Origin of the sequence: Mycobacterium sp. (assembly GCF_035570115.1) — a bacterium.
GTDB lineage: Bacteria > Actinomycetota > Actinomycetes > Mycobacteriales > Mycobacteriaceae > Mycobacterium.
In genome coordinates, this window is sequence record NZ_DATMLH010000253.1 from 1 (window position 1) to 16,746 (window position 16,746).

The 16,746-nt window shown below is 65.5% G+C and carries 11 protein-coding genes and 2 pseudogenes; 7 read left to right on the forward strand and 6 right to left on the reverse strand.

The genetic code is table 11. The features are described from left to right. Positions 1 to 190 (reverse strand): annotated as a pseudogene (locus tag VNW74_RS23510) (ATPase); the annotation flags it as partial. Positions 191 to 812: 622 nt separating this feature from the next. Between VNW74_RS23510 and VNW74_RS23515 the strand changes: the two are divergent. Next, positions 813 to 1,082 carry a hypothetical protein gene (locus tag VNW74_RS23515; protein ID WP_325681284.1) on the forward strand — a complete coding sequence of 90 codons (270 nt, stop codon included), beginning with the start codon at positions 813 to 815 and terminating at the stop codon, positions 1,080 to 1,082. A gap of 131 nt (positions 1,083 to 1,213) precedes the next feature. Here the strand turns inward: VNW74_RS23515 and VNW74_RS23520 are convergent, their stop codons facing one another. Genes VNW74_RS23520 through VNW74_RS23535 form a run of 4 tightly spaced genes read right to left on the reverse strand, consistent with a single transcriptional unit; the run spans position 1,214 to position 6,149 of the window. Next, the gene (locus tag VNW74_RS23520; RefSeq protein WP_325681286.1) at positions 1,214 to 3,412 is read right to left on the reverse strand and encodes an acyl-CoA dehydrogenase; all 2,199 of its coding nucleotides are present in this window, start codon (positions 3,410 to 3,412) and stop codon (positions 1,214 to 1,216) included. A gap of 33 nt (positions 3,413 to 3,445) precedes the next feature. Continuing rightward, positions 3,446 to 4,429 (reverse strand): 2-hydroxyacid dehydrogenase, encoded by a 984-nt coding sequence (locus VNW74_RS23525; RefSeq protein WP_325681288.1) that lies wholly within the window; start codon positions 4,427 to 4,429, stop codon positions 3,446 to 3,448. Next, positions 4,405 to 5,538 carry an alpha/beta hydrolase gene (locus VNW74_RS23530; protein WP_325681290.1) on the reverse strand — a complete coding sequence of 378 codons (1,134 nt, stop codon included), beginning with the start codon at positions 5,536 to 5,538 and terminating at the stop codon, positions 4,405 to 4,407. Before VNW74_RS23530 ends, VNW74_RS23525 begins: the two co-directional genes overlap by 25 nt. Further along, positions 5,535 to 6,149: a TetR/AcrR family transcriptional regulator gene (locus VNW74_RS23535; RefSeq protein WP_325681304.1), complete on the reverse strand. Its 615-nt coding sequence runs from the start codon at positions 6,147 to 6,149 to the stop codon at positions 5,535 to 5,537. Before VNW74_RS23535 ends, VNW74_RS23530 begins: the two co-directional genes overlap by 4 nt. Positions 6,150 to 6,336: 187 nt before the next feature. On the opposite strand from VNW74_RS23535, the gene VNW74_RS23540 reads away from it, so the two are divergent. Then, positions 6,337 to 6,912, forward strand: a complete 576-nt coding sequence (locus VNW74_RS23540) for a VOC family protein (RefSeq protein ID WP_325681292.1) — start codon at positions 6,337 to 6,339, stop codon at positions 6,910 to 6,912. A 14-nt stretch (positions 6,913 to 6,926) separates the two neighbouring features. On the opposite strand, the gene VNW74_RS23545 is transcribed toward VNW74_RS23540, so the two are convergent. After that, the gene (locus VNW74_RS23545) at positions 6,927 to 7,565 is read right to left on the reverse strand and encodes a TetR/AcrR family transcriptional regulator (RefSeq protein WP_325681294.1); all 639 of its coding nucleotides are present in this window, start codon (positions 7,563 to 7,565) and stop codon (positions 6,927 to 6,929) included. Between the two features lie 80 nt (positions 7,566 to 7,645). On the opposite strand from VNW74_RS23545, the gene VNW74_RS23550 reads away from it, so the two are divergent. From VNW74_RS23550 to eccCa, 5 genes and pseudogenes are all read left to right on the forward strand, one after another. Then, on the forward strand, positions 7,646 to 8,548 hold the full coding sequence (locus tag VNW74_RS23550) for an oxygenase MpaB family protein (protein ID WP_325681296.1): 903 nt from the start codon (positions 7,646 to 7,648) through the stop codon (positions 8,546 to 8,548). Between the two features lie 130 nt (positions 8,549 to 8,678). Continuing rightward, positions 8,679 to 9,578, forward strand: coding sequence for a class I SAM-dependent methyltransferase (locus tag VNW74_RS23555; RefSeq protein WP_325681298.1), 900 nt, complete (start codon positions 8,679 to 8,681; stop codon positions 9,576 to 9,578). A 301-nt stretch (positions 9,579 to 9,879) separates the two neighbouring features. Then, positions 9,880 to 11,700, forward strand: coding sequence for a type VII secretion AAA-ATPase EccA (eccA, locus tag VNW74_RS23560; RefSeq protein WP_414686755.1), 1,821 nt, complete (start codon positions 9,880 to 9,882; stop codon positions 11,698 to 11,700). Beyond that, complete coding sequence (eccB, locus tag VNW74_RS23565; protein WP_325681302.1) at positions 11,697 to 13,283, forward strand: type VII secretion protein EccB; 1,587 nt, start codon at positions 11,697 to 11,699, stop codon at positions 13,281 to 13,283. The genes eccA and eccB overlap by 4 nt, the downstream gene beginning before the upstream one ends. Continuing rightward, positions 13,280 to 16,746: pseudogene (gene eccCa / locus VNW74_RS23570) on the forward strand (type VII secretion protein EccCa); the annotation flags it as partial. The gene eccB and the pseudogene eccCa, both read left to right, overlap by 4 nt.

Here is a 16,746-nt window from a genome sequence, read left to right on the forward strand (position 1 = left end):
AGATGTCGAGGGCCCGGTGGGTGGCGGGGGAGAGGTCGACGGTCCGGCGCGTTCGTTGACCACGCGAAGCTTGTTCGCGCGACGGTTGGTCGAGCTTCTGTCGCAGGTTGGTGAGGCGTTCGGTCGGCGCCGCGGCGTCCGGGCGCCGGGGTGGCGTGGCTCGGAACGATGGCGAGCTGTTGTGGTCCATGCGGCTGGGAGACCTTCTGTCGGCGTGAGATTTCAGTAGATCAGGACATAAGTATGTCCGTCGAAGCGGAGTCATGCAGCGGTGCGGCCGTCTGCGGCGTGTCCGCGCCACGGATGCCGTGGTCAGGGTTGGCGGCCCGCCCCTTGCGGCTGCTCGAATCAAGGAAGAACACGTCGAGGTTAAGTTATCGGCCGAGATTATGATTGCTAAGCGCGGAATGCCGTATCAGCTACAGCGAGATGAGGCGCCAATTACGTAGTTCGCTGTCTAACGACACTATTTGCGCGTTCGCACGACGTCGTCAAATGCACTGTACTGACAATTATCATTAAGCACGGACACGCGGAAGTACGGACATCAGTGGATCAGTATATGCGTTGTAAGCTGCGAAGATATCTATATCAGTACCCACTGAAGGCAGTACTGGCGTATCTCAGGATGCCATGAAGCCAGTAAGGTATACAATAATCTGAGCAATATAACTCGTTCGAACTGAGTAATAGCTGACGCCAGTCGTTGGATGCATTATTAGCATTATTAATGCGGCAATTCAGCGTTTGCTAAGGATGGGGATTTAACGTTCTTCGTGTCACTCCCCCCAGATGACCAAGGAGCAACCAAAATGTCGATCTCACTTACTTCGGTCCGTCGCCTGGCAGCCAGCGCTGTGGGCGCAAGCGCGGTGGCCGGCGCGATGTTGTTCGGTGCCACCCCCGCGGCCAACGCTGCCCCGGCGGCACCTATGCCCCAGGTGGTCGGCCTGCACCACGTCGGCCCGCCCCTCCGCGGCGGCTACGGCCACGGCGGTTTCGGCCACCGCGGCTTCGACCGTGGCTTCGGCCACCGCGGCTTCGACCGCGGCTTCGGCCACCACCACCGCGGCTGGTGGTGAGGCCACTTCCCTGGGGGCGGTGGCGGCTAGCCTCACCGACCTCGATAGGCAGAGGCTAGCCGCCCGGCCAGGGACCTAAATCCGCGCCGATCTGACACCCGTCAGGTCGGCGCGGATTTTTGTATGCAGGACTACGGGTCGCGCGGCAGCCCGAGCAACCGCTCGGCGATGATGTTGAGCTGTACCTCCGAGGTGCCGCCGTAGATGGTGGTGGCGCGGCTGGCCAGCAAGTACTCGTCCCACTTGCCCGCCGGCGTTTCGGGGTCGCCGATCGCGGCGTCGGTGCCGAACGAGGACACCCCGAACTCCGCATAGCCCTGCCCGGTGCGCATCGACAACAGCTTGGAGATCGCCGCCGACGGCATCGCGTCTCCGCCGGCCAACGTCAACAGGGTCGAGCGCATGTTGAGCACCTTGGCGGCGTGGCCCTCGGCGATCAGCTGCCCGGCACGGTTTTGCGCGATCTGGTCGAAGTGCCCGTCTCGGATGAACTCGACGAACTGGTCGAGGTTGGCCAAGAACGGCGCCTCGCTGCTGCCGATCGACACCCGCTCGGCGGTTAGCGTGTTGCGGCTGACCTCCCAACCCCGGTTGACCTCGCCGAGCACCAGCTCGTCCGGCACGAACACGTCATCGATGAACACAGTGTTGAACATCGCGCCGCCGGTGAGCTCGCGCAGCGGCTTCACGTCCACGCCGTCGCTGCTCATGTCCAGCAGGAAGTAGGTGATGCCTTGATGTTTTGGAGCGCTCGGGTCCGTCCTGGCCAGCAGCGCCCCCCACTGGGAAAACTGGGCCGCCGTAGTCCAGATCTTCTGTCCGCTGATGCGCCAGCCGCCGTCAACCTTGGTCGCTTTGGTGCTGAGCCCGGCCAGGTCGGATCCGGCACCTGGCTCGGAGAACAGCTGGCACCAGATCATTTCGCCGCGGAACGTCGGCGGCAGGAAGCGTTGTTTCTGCTCGTCGGTACCGAAGGCCACGATCGACGGCACGATCCACGCCGCGATGCCGATGGTCGGCCGCCTTACCCGTCCGGTGGTGAACTCCTGGGCGATGATGATCTGCTCGACGGGATTGGCCGCCCGCCCCCAGGGCTCGGGCAGATACGGCAGTACCCACCCACCCTCGGCGATGGCGGTTGCGCGTTCTCCGCGGGGTATCGCCTTGAGCCCGGCGACCTCGGCACGTATCTCCGCCCGCAGTTTCTCGGTGTCGGGATCCAGGTCGATGTTGAGCTCCCGCATCCCCGTGCCGGTCGCGGTATCGACCACCCGCTGCGGGTACTCGGATTTACGGCCGAAGCTGGCGGCCAGGATCAACGCGCGACGGTAGTAGACGTTCGTGTCGTGTTCCCAGGTGTATCCGATACCGCCGTGCACCTGGATGCAATCCTGCGTGCAGCGCTGCGCGGCCGCCGGCGCCAATGTCGCCGCCACCGCCGCTGCGAACTCGACCGCGGAATCCCCGATATCCCAATGATTTTCGCGGGCCTCGTCGACGGCGCGGGCAGCGTCCCACACGGCTGCGGTGGCCCGTTCGGTGTCGGCGATCATCTCGGCGCACCGGTGCTTGACCGCCTGGAACTGACCGATCGGCCTGCCGAACTGTTCACGAATCTTCGCGTATTGCGCCGCCGTGTCGGTGGCCCACCGCGCGACGCCGATGGCCTCGGCCGACAGCAGCGTGGACATCAGCGCGTGCGCGGCGACCACGCTGAGGTTGCTCAGCACCGCGTCGTCACCGACCTCGACGGCGTTCGCCCGGACATGCGCGATGGGCCGCAGTGGGTCGACGCTGCGGACCGGCACGATTTCGAGTTGATCGGCGCGCAGCACCACCCACTCTTCGCCGCTGTCGATCGCCACCGGCAACACCAGCACGGACGCCTCGCCCGCTGCGGGCACTGCCCGGACTTCACCGCGAATCACCAGCACGTCGCCGTGCCGCGTGGCGGTCAGCCCGGAATCCAGCGCGTAAGCGGCGATCGCCGCGCCAGAAGCCAGGTCCACCAGCGCCTTGGCCTCCGGGTCGTGCGCTGAAATCAGTGCGCTGGCGATCGCCGACGGCACGAACGGGCCGGGGACTGCCCCATAGCCGAACTCGGCCAGCACCACGGCAAGCTCGAGGATGCCGAAACCCTGGCCGCCAACCGATTCGGCCAAGTGCACGCCCTGCAGGCCTTGTTCGGCCGCGGCGTGCCAGTACGGCGGTGGGTTGTCGATCGGTGTTTCCAGCGCGGCGTGCAAAACCTCCGACGGTGCGACCCGCGCGACCAGTGATCGGACCGAATCGGCCAGGTCTTGATGCTCAGAAGTTATCGCGATCGGCATTGTTCGCCTTCCGTTGGGCCGTGTTCCCTCAATCTAATAACCGGTGGGTTGGTTGACCACATGGGCTAGCTGCTTCCCGTCGCGCAACCGACGGCAGTTCGCGACGGCCTCGACCAGATACCGCCGCATGGTGTCGACGGTGTACCAGGTGACGTGCGGTGTGAGCACGACGTTGTCCAAGCGCAGCAGCGGGTTGTCCGGCGGCACCGGTTCGACGTCGAAGACATCCAGCCCGGCGGCGGCCAACCAACCGCCGCGCAGCGCGTCGACCAGGGCACCTTCGTCGACAATCGGCCCGCGTGAGGTGTTGATCAGCACCGCACCGGGTTTCATGCCGGCCAACGCGTCGCGGCCCAGCAGGCCACGGGTGTCATCCGTCAACGGCAGGTGCAGCGAGACGATGTCGCTGCCGGCCAGCAGTTCCGGCAGTGGTCGCCAGCCCGGCAATCCGTCATTGCGGGTGCTGGTATGCAGCACGGTGGCGCCCATCGTGGCGACGATGCCCGCGACGTGTTTGGCGATATTGCCGTAGCCGACCAGTCCGACCGTGCAGGCGCCGATATCGCGCACGGTTTCGCCCAGCTGGGGGTCGGATGGCCAGCCACGGCCCTCCCGGGTGGCCCGGTCGAGCGCCGGCAGTCGGCGCAGGGTGGCCAACATCAGCAGCACTGCGCCTTCGGCCACCGACGGCGCGTTGGCGCCGGGCATGTTGGCGACCGCGATACCGCGCTTGGTGGCGGTGTCGACGTCGATGGTGTTCACCCCGGCGCCGAACTTGTGGATCAGCCGCAGCCGAGTCGCTTGTAGGAGATCGGCGCCGGAAAGCGGCCGCAGCACATGCCAAATCACATCGGCCTCGGGTAGCTCCCGGTAAAACTTGGCTTGCGAATCGGCCGAGTCGTCGTCGGCGCACCAACGGATGTCAAGCCAATCGGCTTCCGGCGCGAGAAATTCCAGCACCTTAGGACCGGGAACGAAATGCGCGAGGACCCTTAGCGCCACCGCTTTGCAATCCATTTGGCGATGGTGTCAGCCTGCTCGCTGCGCGCCCCCGGTGTCGTGAAGTAGTGATCGGTGTTGATGGCACACAGCGATTTGTCACTGCTGGCCAGCGCGTCGTAGATGCGTTGGGCATCGCTGGGAAAAACCCCGGTGTCGGCCTCGGCGTTGATTACCAGGGCAGGGCAGCTGATTCGCGCCAAATGCGGCTCGGCCCGGGTCTGTGCGGTCCGCAGACTCCACATCGCCATCCAGTTGCGCAGCGTGCAGGCGGCCGCGATCCCGTGCGCGGAACGGTTAGCCTTGGCCGGGACGCCGGCATAACACATATTCGGTGGACGTTTCGTCGGCTCCAGTGCCGGATCCACCATGCGGGGATCCGCCCATGTCCGCATCACGGTGAATGGACGATCCGAAAATCCCGCTGCCCGAACACGTTTCAGTTCTTTCTCGGCCCAGTCAGTGATCGCGTTGTTGCGCGCAACCTGTGCCGACCGGTACCGGGTAAGGAATTCCGACGAGTACGGCGGCCCGTTGCGTTCGTTGAACAGATCGAGGTCGGGGTCGGTGGCGACCGGGTCGTTCTCGTCGACGATGGCGGCGTCCATCCAGGCGGTCAACACGTCCGGCCGTCCGGGATGCGCGGCACTGGCCACATAGCCGTCGGCGGCAGGTAGGTCGGTCAGCCCGGCCGCGGGCCGCATTCCCGGAAGAGGAGTCACGTTGGGTTCGACCGCCTGGGCCTGGTAGGCGGCCATCAATGATCCGCCTCCGGAATTACCCAGCAGCACAATCGTTTCCACTGCTTGAGTTTCGCGCAGCCAGCGCACACCGATGCCGATGTCGACCAGCGCATGGTCGAGCAGAAAGCTGCTCTCAAAACCACGGAACCGGGTGTTCCAGCCCAGAAATCCGATGCCGCGGGTCGCCATGTAATCGGCGAGATAGTGCTCAGAGAAGTCGATCTGGTAGTGCGTGGCGATCATCGCGACCTTCGGCTTGCGTCCGACGCCCCGGTGGTACAGCCCCTGGCAAGGGTGTCCGCCCGCACCGGCGCGCCGAGCGGTCGGCGACGGCAGTCCGATGAATTCGCGGATAACCCCGGGCGTGCCGGTCGTGCGAGTCACCTCGGGCGGACCTCCTTGTAATAGATGGCACGGTAGAAGATGTTCGCCAACGTGTCGATGCAGGCCTGATCATCGGGAGCGCTGGCCGGGCTCAACCCGGGACCGGCGAGTTGCAGGTAGCAGAACTGGTTAAACATCGCCACGATCGCCAGGGCGATCAGCTGTGGGTCATCACCTGCGCAATAGCCCTCGGATTGGGCGCGCCGCACCATTTCAGCGATGAAAGAGGTCGGGATGGCGCAAATGTCGGTCCAGTACTGGGCGAAGTCGTCGTTGATCATCGCCAGCTGTGACACGCTGACTATCTCCGCCAACCGGTTTCGATAGGTGTGCCAATGCACCGCCGCGGCCTGCTGGGCTCGCTCGCGATTGGTTAGGCCATGCCGGATAACCGTCAGCGCCCGCTGGTTGGCATCGTCGCGGAAGCGCAGCGCCCATTCGCGGACCATCGCCTCTTTGGAGTCGTAGTAGTTGTAGAACGACGCCGTCGACCGACCCGCTTCCGCGGCGATATCGGCAATGGTGGTGGCCAGGATGCCTTTGCGGGCGACGACTGTTCGGGCGGCGGCGTCGATGGCGGCCTGCGTTTGGCGGCCGCGGTTGGTCGGCAACGGCGCACGCCGGGTCGGCTGGTCGGACACGGTGGACACCGGCGGGCCTCCTTCGTCGTGACGGTGGGATCGGCGCGATCGCGGTAACGTCGAGTCGTCTGGAATAGACCTGAATCTGATGTTAGGTTCAGATCCGGATCTCCGCCACGTAACCAGCGATGCGCAATGCCGAGGGAGGGGCCGGGAGATGATCAAACCGCACAACACCAATTCCGAGTTCGAGCTCGGCGGCATCAACCATGTCGCGCTTGTCTGCTCGGACATGGCCCGCACGGTGGACTTCTACACCAACGTCCTGGGCATGCCGCTGATCAAATCGCTCGACCTGCCCAGGGGCGCCGGACAGCACTTTTTCTTCGACGCCGGCAACGGTGATTGCGTGGCGTTCTTCTGGTTCGTTGACGCGCCCGATCGGGTGCCGGGCCTCTCGTCGCCGGCTGCGATCCCGGGCATCGGGGAGATCACCAGCGCGGTCAGCACCATGAACCATCTGGCGTTTCATGTTCCGGCGGAGAAGTTCGACGACTATCGTCAGCGTCTCAAGGCCAAGGGCGTACGAGTCGGACCGGTGCTCAACCACGACGAAAGCGAGACGCAGGCCTCGGCCACGGTGCATCCCGGCGTCTATGTGCGGTCGTTCTACTTTCAGGATCCCGACGGAATCACGCTTGAGTTTGCTTGCTGGATAAAGGAATTCACGTCGACTGATACGCAGGCCGTGCCGAGGACGGCGGCTGATCGCCGCATCCCGGCCGCCCACTAGCTCACCGAGCCGATTCAGTCGCGGTAAAGGCTCGGGTCGGCAAGCTCGTCGAGCAGTGAGGCGAGCTGGTCGATGAGCTGATCGGGATCGAGTCGCACTTCACCGGTCAGCCAGGCGCTGATCGTCTGTGCCACCCCACCGACCACGAAATGCGCGGCGGCCTTGATCCGGTCGTTCTCCGGTACCCGCAGTGCGTTTTCGGCGTGGCGGCGAGAGAGCATCGCGAACAGCGTGTTGGATTCGACACGCTTGCGCACCAGCACGGCGTTGGCCAGTTGCACGCTGAACAGCAGCCGGCCCACGCGTGGATCCCCGCCGATAGTCCGGACCACGTTGGCCATGCCGGCGCGGGTCTGCTCCTCCGGCGGTGCAGCGGCCACCGCGGCCTGCGTGGTGGCGGCCAGGTCGGCAATGACCCAGTCGAAGACCGCTGCGACGAACTCGTCCTTGTCGGCGAAGCTTTCGTAGAAGTAGCGCGCGGCCAGGCCGGCCCGCCGACAAATGCCGCGAACAGTCAGCTCCGCGGCGTCCTGCGGGTCGGCGCCCAGCAGATCGAGACCGGCCCCCAGCAGCTTGGCCCGTCGGGTTGCCAAGCGGTCGGCCGCCTCGACGCCACGGTAGGGCCGTGCGCCCGTGGTCGCGGTTGCAGCCATGAATCCCATCTTGACATCGGACTGGCCCGCGCTGCAATATCAGGAAACAAGCGTTCTCACATTTAGCGGGTAGGTGTCCGATGACGGTCAGCGAGCCAATCAGCCATGTCGAGCGCGCGATGAGTGATCCGCCGATAGCCCGGTTGACGCGCCGCCGCACGCGCCGAGAAGTCCGTCTCGACGAAGGGCTGATGGGCATGGCGCTGCTGCTCGGCCCGGCCAACGTGATCATGCAGCTGGCCCGGCCGGGTGTCGGCTACGGCGTGATGGAGAGCCGTGTCGAGAGCGGCCGGGTCGACTTACATCCGATCAAGCGGGCCCGCACCACTTTCACCTATCTTGCGGTGTCGATGGCCGGTACCGACGCGCAGAAGGCGGCGTTTCGCCGCGCGGTGAACCGCGCGCATGCCCAGGTGTACTCGATGCCCGACAGCCCGGTGGAGTACAACGCGTTCGACCCGGACCTGCAGCTGTGGGTGGCAGCGTGTCTGTACAAAGGCGGGGTCGACTTCTATCGCATGTTCGTCGGCGAGCTCGACGAGCAGGACGCCGACCGCCACTACCGCGACGGCATGGTGCTCGGCACCACGTTGCAGGTGCCACCGGAGATGTGGCCGCCGGACCGGGCCGCGTTCGACCGCTACTGGCATGATCAACTGGAGAAGGTTCACATCGACGACAGCGTTCGCGACTACCTGTATCCGATCGCCGTGGGCCGAGTGCGCGCCGTGACGCTGCCGGAGCCGCTGCGCCGGTTGCCGGAACGCCTCGCGCTGCTGCTCACCACCGGCTTTCTGCCGCAACGCTTTCGCGACGAGATGCGATTTTCGTGGGATGCCACCAAGCAGCGCCGTTTTGACCGGTTGATCGCCGTGCTCCGGACAATGAACAACGTGCTGCCGCGCTTCGTCCGGCGGTTCCCGTTCAACGTGCTGCTGTGGGATCTGGATCGACGGATCAAGGCCGGCCGGCCGTTGGTGTAGCCGAACAAGTACCCCCTACCCGGACGGGGTCTTGTTCTACGACACAACGTCGTATTGAATGCCGTCGTGGCTGGACCGGGCGATGGCAGGCGCCAAAGCGTGCTGCTGGGCGGGCGTAGGGTCGGTTGCCGTGCGTACTGACGACGACAACTGGGACATCAACACAAGTGTCGGTGCGACCGCGTTATTCGTGGCCACCGCTCGAGCATTGGAGGCGCAAAAACCCGACCCGTTGGCTGTCGACCCGTTTGCAGAAGTGTTCTGTCGCGCCGTGGGAGGAAACGCGGCCGACGTGCTGGACGGCAAACTTCCCGAACACCAACTGAAAACGCCTGATTGGGGCGAGTATTTCGTCAACTTCCAAGGCGCCCGCACCCGGTATTTCGACGACTACTTCCGGCGTGCCGCCGACGCCGGCGTCCGACAGGTGGTCATCCTGGCCGCGGGTTTGGACTCCCGCGCCTACCGGCTGCCTTGGCCCACCGAGACGACGATCTTCGAGTTGGACCGTCCGCAGGTCCTCGACTTTAAGCGTGAGGTGCTCGCCGAACAGGGCGCCAAACCCAACGCCGAGCGCCGCGAGGTTGCCATCGACCTACGCGAGGACTGGCCGCAGGCATTGCGGGACAGCGGATTTGATAGCGCCAGGCCGTCGGCCTGGATTGCCGAAGGTCTGCTGATCTATCTCCCGGCCGATGCCGAGCAGCAACTGTTCACCGGCATCGACGCGCTGGCCACCCCGGCCAGCCACGTCGCGGTGGAGGATGGCACACCGATGGCGCCCGACGACTATGCGGCCGCCGTTGCAGAAGAGCGTGCGGCCGACGCCGGCCAGCGGGTGTTCTTCCAGCTGCTCTACAACGAACGGCATGCTCCGGCCGACCAGTGGTTCGGCGAGCACGGCTGGACCGCGGTGGCGACACCGTTGGCCGACTACCTGCGCGAGGTGGGCCGACCGGTTCCGGGACCGGACATCGAGGCCGGGCCGATGGTCGCTCGCTGCACATTAGTCAGGGCCGTCAAAAAATGAAGGAGCTATGCCGTAGAGTCAGCCGCTAATGACACCCATTTTCATTAAGCTGCGGTTCGATTGTGCCGACGGCGTGGGAGGGCCTTGCGTCTCGCCAGCAATCCGGAGGCCATCGCGGGGAGGCTGTTTTGTGGACTGACGTGCAGCGGTCGGCGTTCCGCGACCCCGCAACCGAGACCACGAATCGACCCAATACGTGCGTCTCGACACTTAGCTTATGCAATGCTAACTTCGGGCCGAGGTTAGCTTAGGCAACACTATGTCTGAAGGGATACGGGGCGTGGAAACCGCTGACACCGGCATGGTTGCGACAAGGCCGGCGACGGCCCGGGTGGATGACGACCTAACGAGCCGATTCGCTAACTGTTGCCGGGCGCTTGGACTGACCGTCTACGACCGAAAGCGACCGGCCGACCTGGCCGCCGCCCGGTCCGGCTTCACCGCGCTCACCCGTATCGCTCATGAACAGTGCGACGCGTGGGTCGGGCTGGCCGCCGCCGGCGACGCGTCTACGCCTGTGCTGAAAGCGATTTCGGATGCGGCGGCGACCGCCGGGCTGTTGCAGCGCCAGGCGGAACTCGCGCCGGGCGCCCTGGGGTTCCACTACGACACCGGGCTGTATTTACGGTTCCGTGCGACCGCACCCGACGACTTTCACCTCGCGTACGCCGCGGCACTGGCAGCCGAGGGGCACTTCGCCGACGCGCACAAACTGGTCATCGACGTCACTCAACGCCGGCCGAGCTCGCGGGAGGCGCGCTGGGTCGCGGCCACCATTCACTACCGGGCCGAGCGCTGGGCGGATGTGGTCAAGCTGCTGTCGCCGATCGTCAACGACCCCGGTCTCGACGAGCACTTCGCGCATGCCGTGAAGATCGCCCTGGGGATATCGTTGGCGCGGCTGGGCATGTTTGCTGCCGCGTTGTCTTATCTCGAGGAGCCCGACGGTCCGGTCGCTGTCGCCGTGGTGGACGGCGCGCTGGCCAAGGCGCTGGCGCTGCGCGCCGACGGCGACGAGGACACCGCACGAGAGGTGCTGCAGGACCTCTACGCCGCCAATCCGGAGAACGCCCAGGTCGCAGAGGCACTGACGGATTCCAGCTTCGGGATCGTGCCCACCACGGCGGATCGCATCGATGCGCGCATCGACCCGTGGGACCCGGCCACCGAGCCCAAGCCCGGCGATTTCGTCGACCCCGGAGCCCAGGAGCGCAAAGCCGTGTTGCTGTCCGAGGCGGAACGCCAGCTCGGTGAGTTCATCGGCCTGGAGAAGGTCAAAGACCAGGTGGCGCGGCTCAAGAGCGCGGTAGCAATGGAATTGGTACGCAAGGAGCGGGGGCTGGAGGTGGCGCAGCGCACCCACCACCTCGTCTTCACCGGGCCGCCGGGAACCGGCAAGACCACCATCGCCCGTGTCGTCGCGAAAATCTATTGCGGCCTTGGCCTCTTGAAGAAGGAAAACATCAAAGAGGTGCACCGCGCCGATTTGATCGGTCAGCACATCGGGGAGACGGAGGCCAAGACCAACGCGATCATCGACAGCGCGCTGGACGGTGTGCTGTTCCTCGACGAGGCCTACGCCTTGGTGGCCACCGGCGCCAAGAACGACTTCGGGCTGGTGGCCATCGACACGCTGCTGGCCCGGATGGAGAACGACCGCGATCGGCTGGTGGTCATCATCGCCGGCTACCGCGCCGACCTGGATCGGTTCCTCGACACCAACCAGGGTCTGCGGTCGCGGTTCACGCGCACCATCGACTTCCCGTCGTACCAACCCGCCGAGCTGATCGAGATCGCCAACTTCATGGCACAAAAACGCGACAGCGCCTTCGAACAGCCCGCGCTCGACGATCTGGAGGCATTGTTCGCCCACTTGGCCAACACCATGAAGCCCGATACTGCTGGGGTAGAACGCCGCGGTCTGGATATCGCGGGCAACGGCCGGTTCGTCCGCAACGTCGTCGAAAAGTCCGAAGAGGAACGCGAATTCAGGTTGGACCACAGTGCACACGCGCAAACCGGCGAATTCACTGACGAGGAGCTCATAACGATCACCGCCGCAGACGTCGCCAACACGGTGCCAGGGCTGCTGGAAGGTCTCCGCTTGGAGGTGCCGGCATGACGAGCCAAGAGCCCGGCGACGATCGACGCTCGTTCGCGTCGCGCACCCCGGTTAACGACAATCCCGACAAGGTGGTCTACCGCCGCGGCTTTGTCACCCGCCACCAGGTGAGTGGCTGGCGGTTTGTGATGCGCCGGATCGCATCCGGCGTCGCGTTGCACGACACCCGGATGCTGGTCGACCCGTTGCGTACCCAGACCCGCGCGGTGCTGATGGGCGTGCTGATGGTGATCACCGCGCTGGTGGGCTGCTTCGTGTTCTCGCTGATCCGACCCAATGGGTCGGCGGCCAACAACCAGGTGCTGGCCGACCGGTCCAGCGCCGCGTTGTATGTGCGGGTCGGCGATCAACTGCACCCGGTGCTGAATCTGACGTCGGCCCGGCTGATCGTCGGTCGGCCGGTGAACCCCACGACCGTGAAAAGCAGTGAGCTGGACAAGATTCCGCGCGGCAACCTGATCGGTATCCCGGGTGCGCCCGAGCGGATGGTGCAAAACACCGGCAAGGACGCCGACTGGACGGTGTGCGATTCCATCGCTGGCCCGGCCGCCGGGGTCACGGTGATCGCCGGAACCCCGGACAGCACCGGCACCCGGGCCGCCGCGTTGAGCGCAGGACACGCCGTGTTGGCCGGCGACGCCACCAGCACCTGGCTGCTGTGGGACGGTCGGCGCAGCCGGATCAACCTGGCCGACCACGCGGTTACCGGCGCGCTGGGCCTGAGTAGCGACATACCAGCGCCGCGGCCCATCGCCGTCGGCTTGTTCAACGCGGTCCCCGAGTCTCCGCCGCTGTCGGCGCCGGCCATCCCGAACGCCGGAAGCCCACCGGGGTTCAGCCCGCCGGTGCCCGCACCGATCGGCGCCGTGGTCGAATCCCATGGCTTGGATGCCACCTCAGCCAACAGCATGCTCTACTACGCGGTGCTGCCCGACGGCCTTCAGGCGATCTCGCCGGTGCTGGCCGCGGTCCTGCGCAACGCCAACTCGTACGGTCTGGATCAGCCGCCGCGGCTGAGCGCCGATCAGGTCGCCAAGCTGCCGGTGTCCCGGATGCTGGACACCACCCGCTTTCCCGACCAGCGGATCAGCCTGGTCGACGCCGCTCGCGATCCGGTCACCTGCGCGCACTGGAGCAAGCCGGCCGGCGCTACCACGAATTCGCTGACGTTGCTGACGGGTTCGGCGCTTCCGGTGTCGGAGGCGGTGCACACCGAAGACCTGGTCGGCGCCGGAACCGGCGGCACCGCGAGCCGGGTCGCGATGGCGCCCGGGACCGGGTATTTCACGGCTACCGTCGGCCAAAACGCGGCTTCGCCGGCCGCCGGCTCGCTGTTCTGGATCTCCGACACCGGGGTACGTTTCGGCATCGACAATGAAGCCAACCAGGGTGGTGTCAATGGACCCGCCAAAACCGTTGAGGTCCTTGGCCTGAACCCGCCGCCGACTCCGATCCCGTGGTCGGTGCTGTCGTTGTTCGCGCCCGGGCCGACATTGTCACGTGCCGACGCGCTGCTCGCCCACGACGGCCTGGCGCCAGATTCCCGACCCGGCCGTACCGCAGCCCAGGGGGAGAACCGATGAGCCGACTGATCTTCGAGGCCCGCCGGCGGCTACCACCACCGGCCACCCGCAAGGGCAGCATCAACATCGAAGCACCTCCGGAACTGCCCCGGGTGATTCCGCCGTCGATGTTGCGACGGGCCCTGCCGGTGGTGATCGTGCTGTTGATCGTCGGCATGATCGTCGCCTTGGTAGCCACCGGGATTCGGCTGATCTCCCCACAAACATTGTTCTTCCCGTTCGTGTTGCTGCTGGCCGCCACCGCGTTCTACCGCGGTAGCGACAACAAAAACCGCACCGAGGAAGTCGACGCCGAACGGGCCGACTATTTGCGCTACCTGTCGGTGGTTCGGGACAACATCCGGGCTCAGGCCGCCGATCAACGTGCGGCGGCCGAGTGGTCGCATCCTGATCCGACAGATTTGGCCGCGATACCCGGCTCGCGGCGCCAGTGGGAACGTGACCCCCAAGATGCCGACTTTCTGGTGGTACGTGCCGGCCGGTATTCGGCAACACTGGACACCGCATTGCGGGTCAACGATACCGCCGACGAGATTGACCTGGAACCGGTGTCGCACAGCGCATTACGCAGCTTGCTGGACACCCAGCGCACCGTCCGCGATGTTCCGACAGGTATCGACCTGACCAAGGTGTCGCGGATCACCGTGCTCGGCGACGGCGACGAGGTGCGTGCCGCGATACGGGCGTGGATAGCTCAGGCGGTGACCTGGCACGACCCGACGGTTCTCGGCGTCGCGGTGGCTGCTCCGGATCTCGATGCGCCGGATTGGTCGTGGCTCAAGTGGCTGCCGCACGTCGACGTTCCCGGCGAACTCGACGGCGTCGGCCCGGCCCGTTACCTGTCCACCAAGCCCGACGAGCTGGCCGCGCTGCTCGGCCCGGCGCTGACCGAGCGCCCGGTATTCACCGGCGGGCCGTCTGATGCGTTGCGGCACTTAGTGATCGTGATCGACGATCCCGAATACGACCTGGATAGCGCGGCTCTGGCGGTTGGCCGGGCCGGGATCACGGTCGTGCATCGATCGGCGAAGGCACCGCATCGGGAGCAATATTCAGATCCCGAACGGCCGATCCTGCGGATTACCGATACCGCCATCGACCGCTGGCACACCGGCGGCTGGCAGCCCTACATCGACAGCGTCGACCAGCTCGGCGCTGACGACGCCGGCCACCTCGCACGCCGACTGTCGCGGTGGGACTCCAACCCGACCCACAGCTTGCAATCGAGCGGGACCCGCGGCGCGGCATTTACCACGCTGCTGGGAATCCCGGACGCGTCCCGGTTGGACGTGCCGACGATGTGGGCACCACGACACCGCGACGACGAGCTGCGGGTTCCGATCGGTGTCACCGCGACCGGCGAGCCGCTGATCTTCGACCTCAAGGACGAAGCCGAGGGCGGGATGGGTCCGCATGGCTTGATGATCGGCATGAACGGCGCGGGCAAGTCGCAAACGCTGATGGCGATTCTGTTGTCGCTGTTGACGACTCACTCCGCTGACCGGTTGATCGTGATCTACGCCGACTTCAAAGGCGAGGCCGGCGCCGATATTTTCCGCAACTTCCCCCAGGTCGTCGCGGTGATCTCGAACATGGCCGAGAAAAAGTCATTGGCCGATAGGTTCGCCGACACGCTGCGCGGTGAGGTCGCACGTCGGGAAATGATGCTGCGTGAGGCCGGACGGCACGTGCAGGGCAGCGCGTTCAACTCGGTGACCGAATACGAGAACGCGATAGCCGCCGGACATGACCTGGCGCCGATCCCGACCCTATTCGTGGTCGCCGACGAGTTCACCCTGATGCTCGCCGACCACCCAGAGTACGCTGAGCTGTTCGATTATGTTGCACGCAAAGGCCGTTCGTTCCGCATCCATATCCTTTTCGCGTCGCAGACGTTGGATGTCGGAAAGATCAAGGACATCGACAAGAACACCTCCTACCGGATCGGCTTGAAGGTGGCCAGCCCTGCCGTGTCGCGGCAGATCATCGGCGTGGAGGACGCCTACCACATCGAGTCCGGCAAGGAGCACAAGGGCTTGGGCTTCCTGGTGCCCGCTCCCGGTGCTGCGCCGATCAAATTCCGCAGCACTTACGTCGACGGCATCTACGATCCGCCTCAGAGAGCGAAAACTCTTGTGGTGCATTCTGTTCCAGAACCAAAGCTGTTCACTGCCAGCCGGGTGGAGCCCGACCAGACCACGGTGATCACGACGAATGGTCACGAAGAACCGGTCGGCCCGCCACGTAAGTTGATCGCGACCATCGGTGACCAACTCGCCCGTTATGGCCCACGTGCGCCAGAGCTGTGGCTGCCACCACTCGACGACCCGATCCCGCTGAACATGGTGCTGGCCCGCGCGGCGCTGCCGCGGGGCGAGTGGCGTTGGCCGCTGGGCGAAATCGACAAGCCGTTCGAGATGCGCCGTGACCCGCTGGTGTTCGACGCCCGCTCGTCGGCCGGCAACCTGGTGATCCACGGTGGGGCAAAGTCAGGGAAATCGACCGCGCTGCAAACGTTCATCTTGTCGGCGGCAAGCCTGCACTCGCCCAGCGAGGTGAGTTTCTACTGCCTGGACTACGGCGGAGGGCAGCTGCGGGCGCTGGAGGACCTGGCGCACGTCGGCAGCGTGGCCTCGGCGTTGGAGCCGGAGCGCATCCGCCGCACCTTCGGGGAGCTGGAGCAGCTGCTGCGGTCACGCCAGCAGCGGGAGGTGTTCCGGGACAAGCACGGGCCGGACGACGGACTGGGCCAGGTGTTCCTGGTCATCGACAACCTCTATGCCTTCAGCCGGGACAACACCGACCTGTTCAACACCCGAAACCCGTTGCTGAACAAGGTGACCGAACTCGTCAACATTGGCCTGGCCTATGGCATACACGTCGTCGCCACTACCCCCAGCTGGCTGGAAGTGCCGCTGGCGATGCGAGACGGTCTTGGCCTGCGCCTGGAGCTGAAGTTGCATGACGCGCGCGACAGTAACGTCCGGGTGGTCGGTGCGCTGCACCGCCCGGCCGAGGCGGTGCCCGCCGACCAGCCGGGCCGCGGGCTGACCATGGGCGCCGAGCACTTCCTCTTCGCGGCGCCCGAACTGGACCAGGTGGCGCGATCAACGCCCGCCACCCCGGCGTCGTGGCACCGCCGGTGCGGTTGCTACCGACCAACCTAGAACCGGCCGCGATCGGTGCGGCATATCGGGGCGCCGACCGGATCGTCATCGGGCAGCGCGAAGAAGACCTGGCCGCAGTCGAACTCGACTTCGCCGAGAACCCGCTGCTGATGGTGCTGGGCGACACCAAGTCCGGTAAGACGACGCTGTTGCGCCACATCATCCGCACCATTCGCGACAACTCCACTGCGGACCGCGTCGCGTTCACGGTGCTGGATCGCCGGTTGCATCTCGTCGATGAGCCGCTGTTTCCGGACAATGAATACACCGCGAATGTCGACCGGGTGATCCCGGCG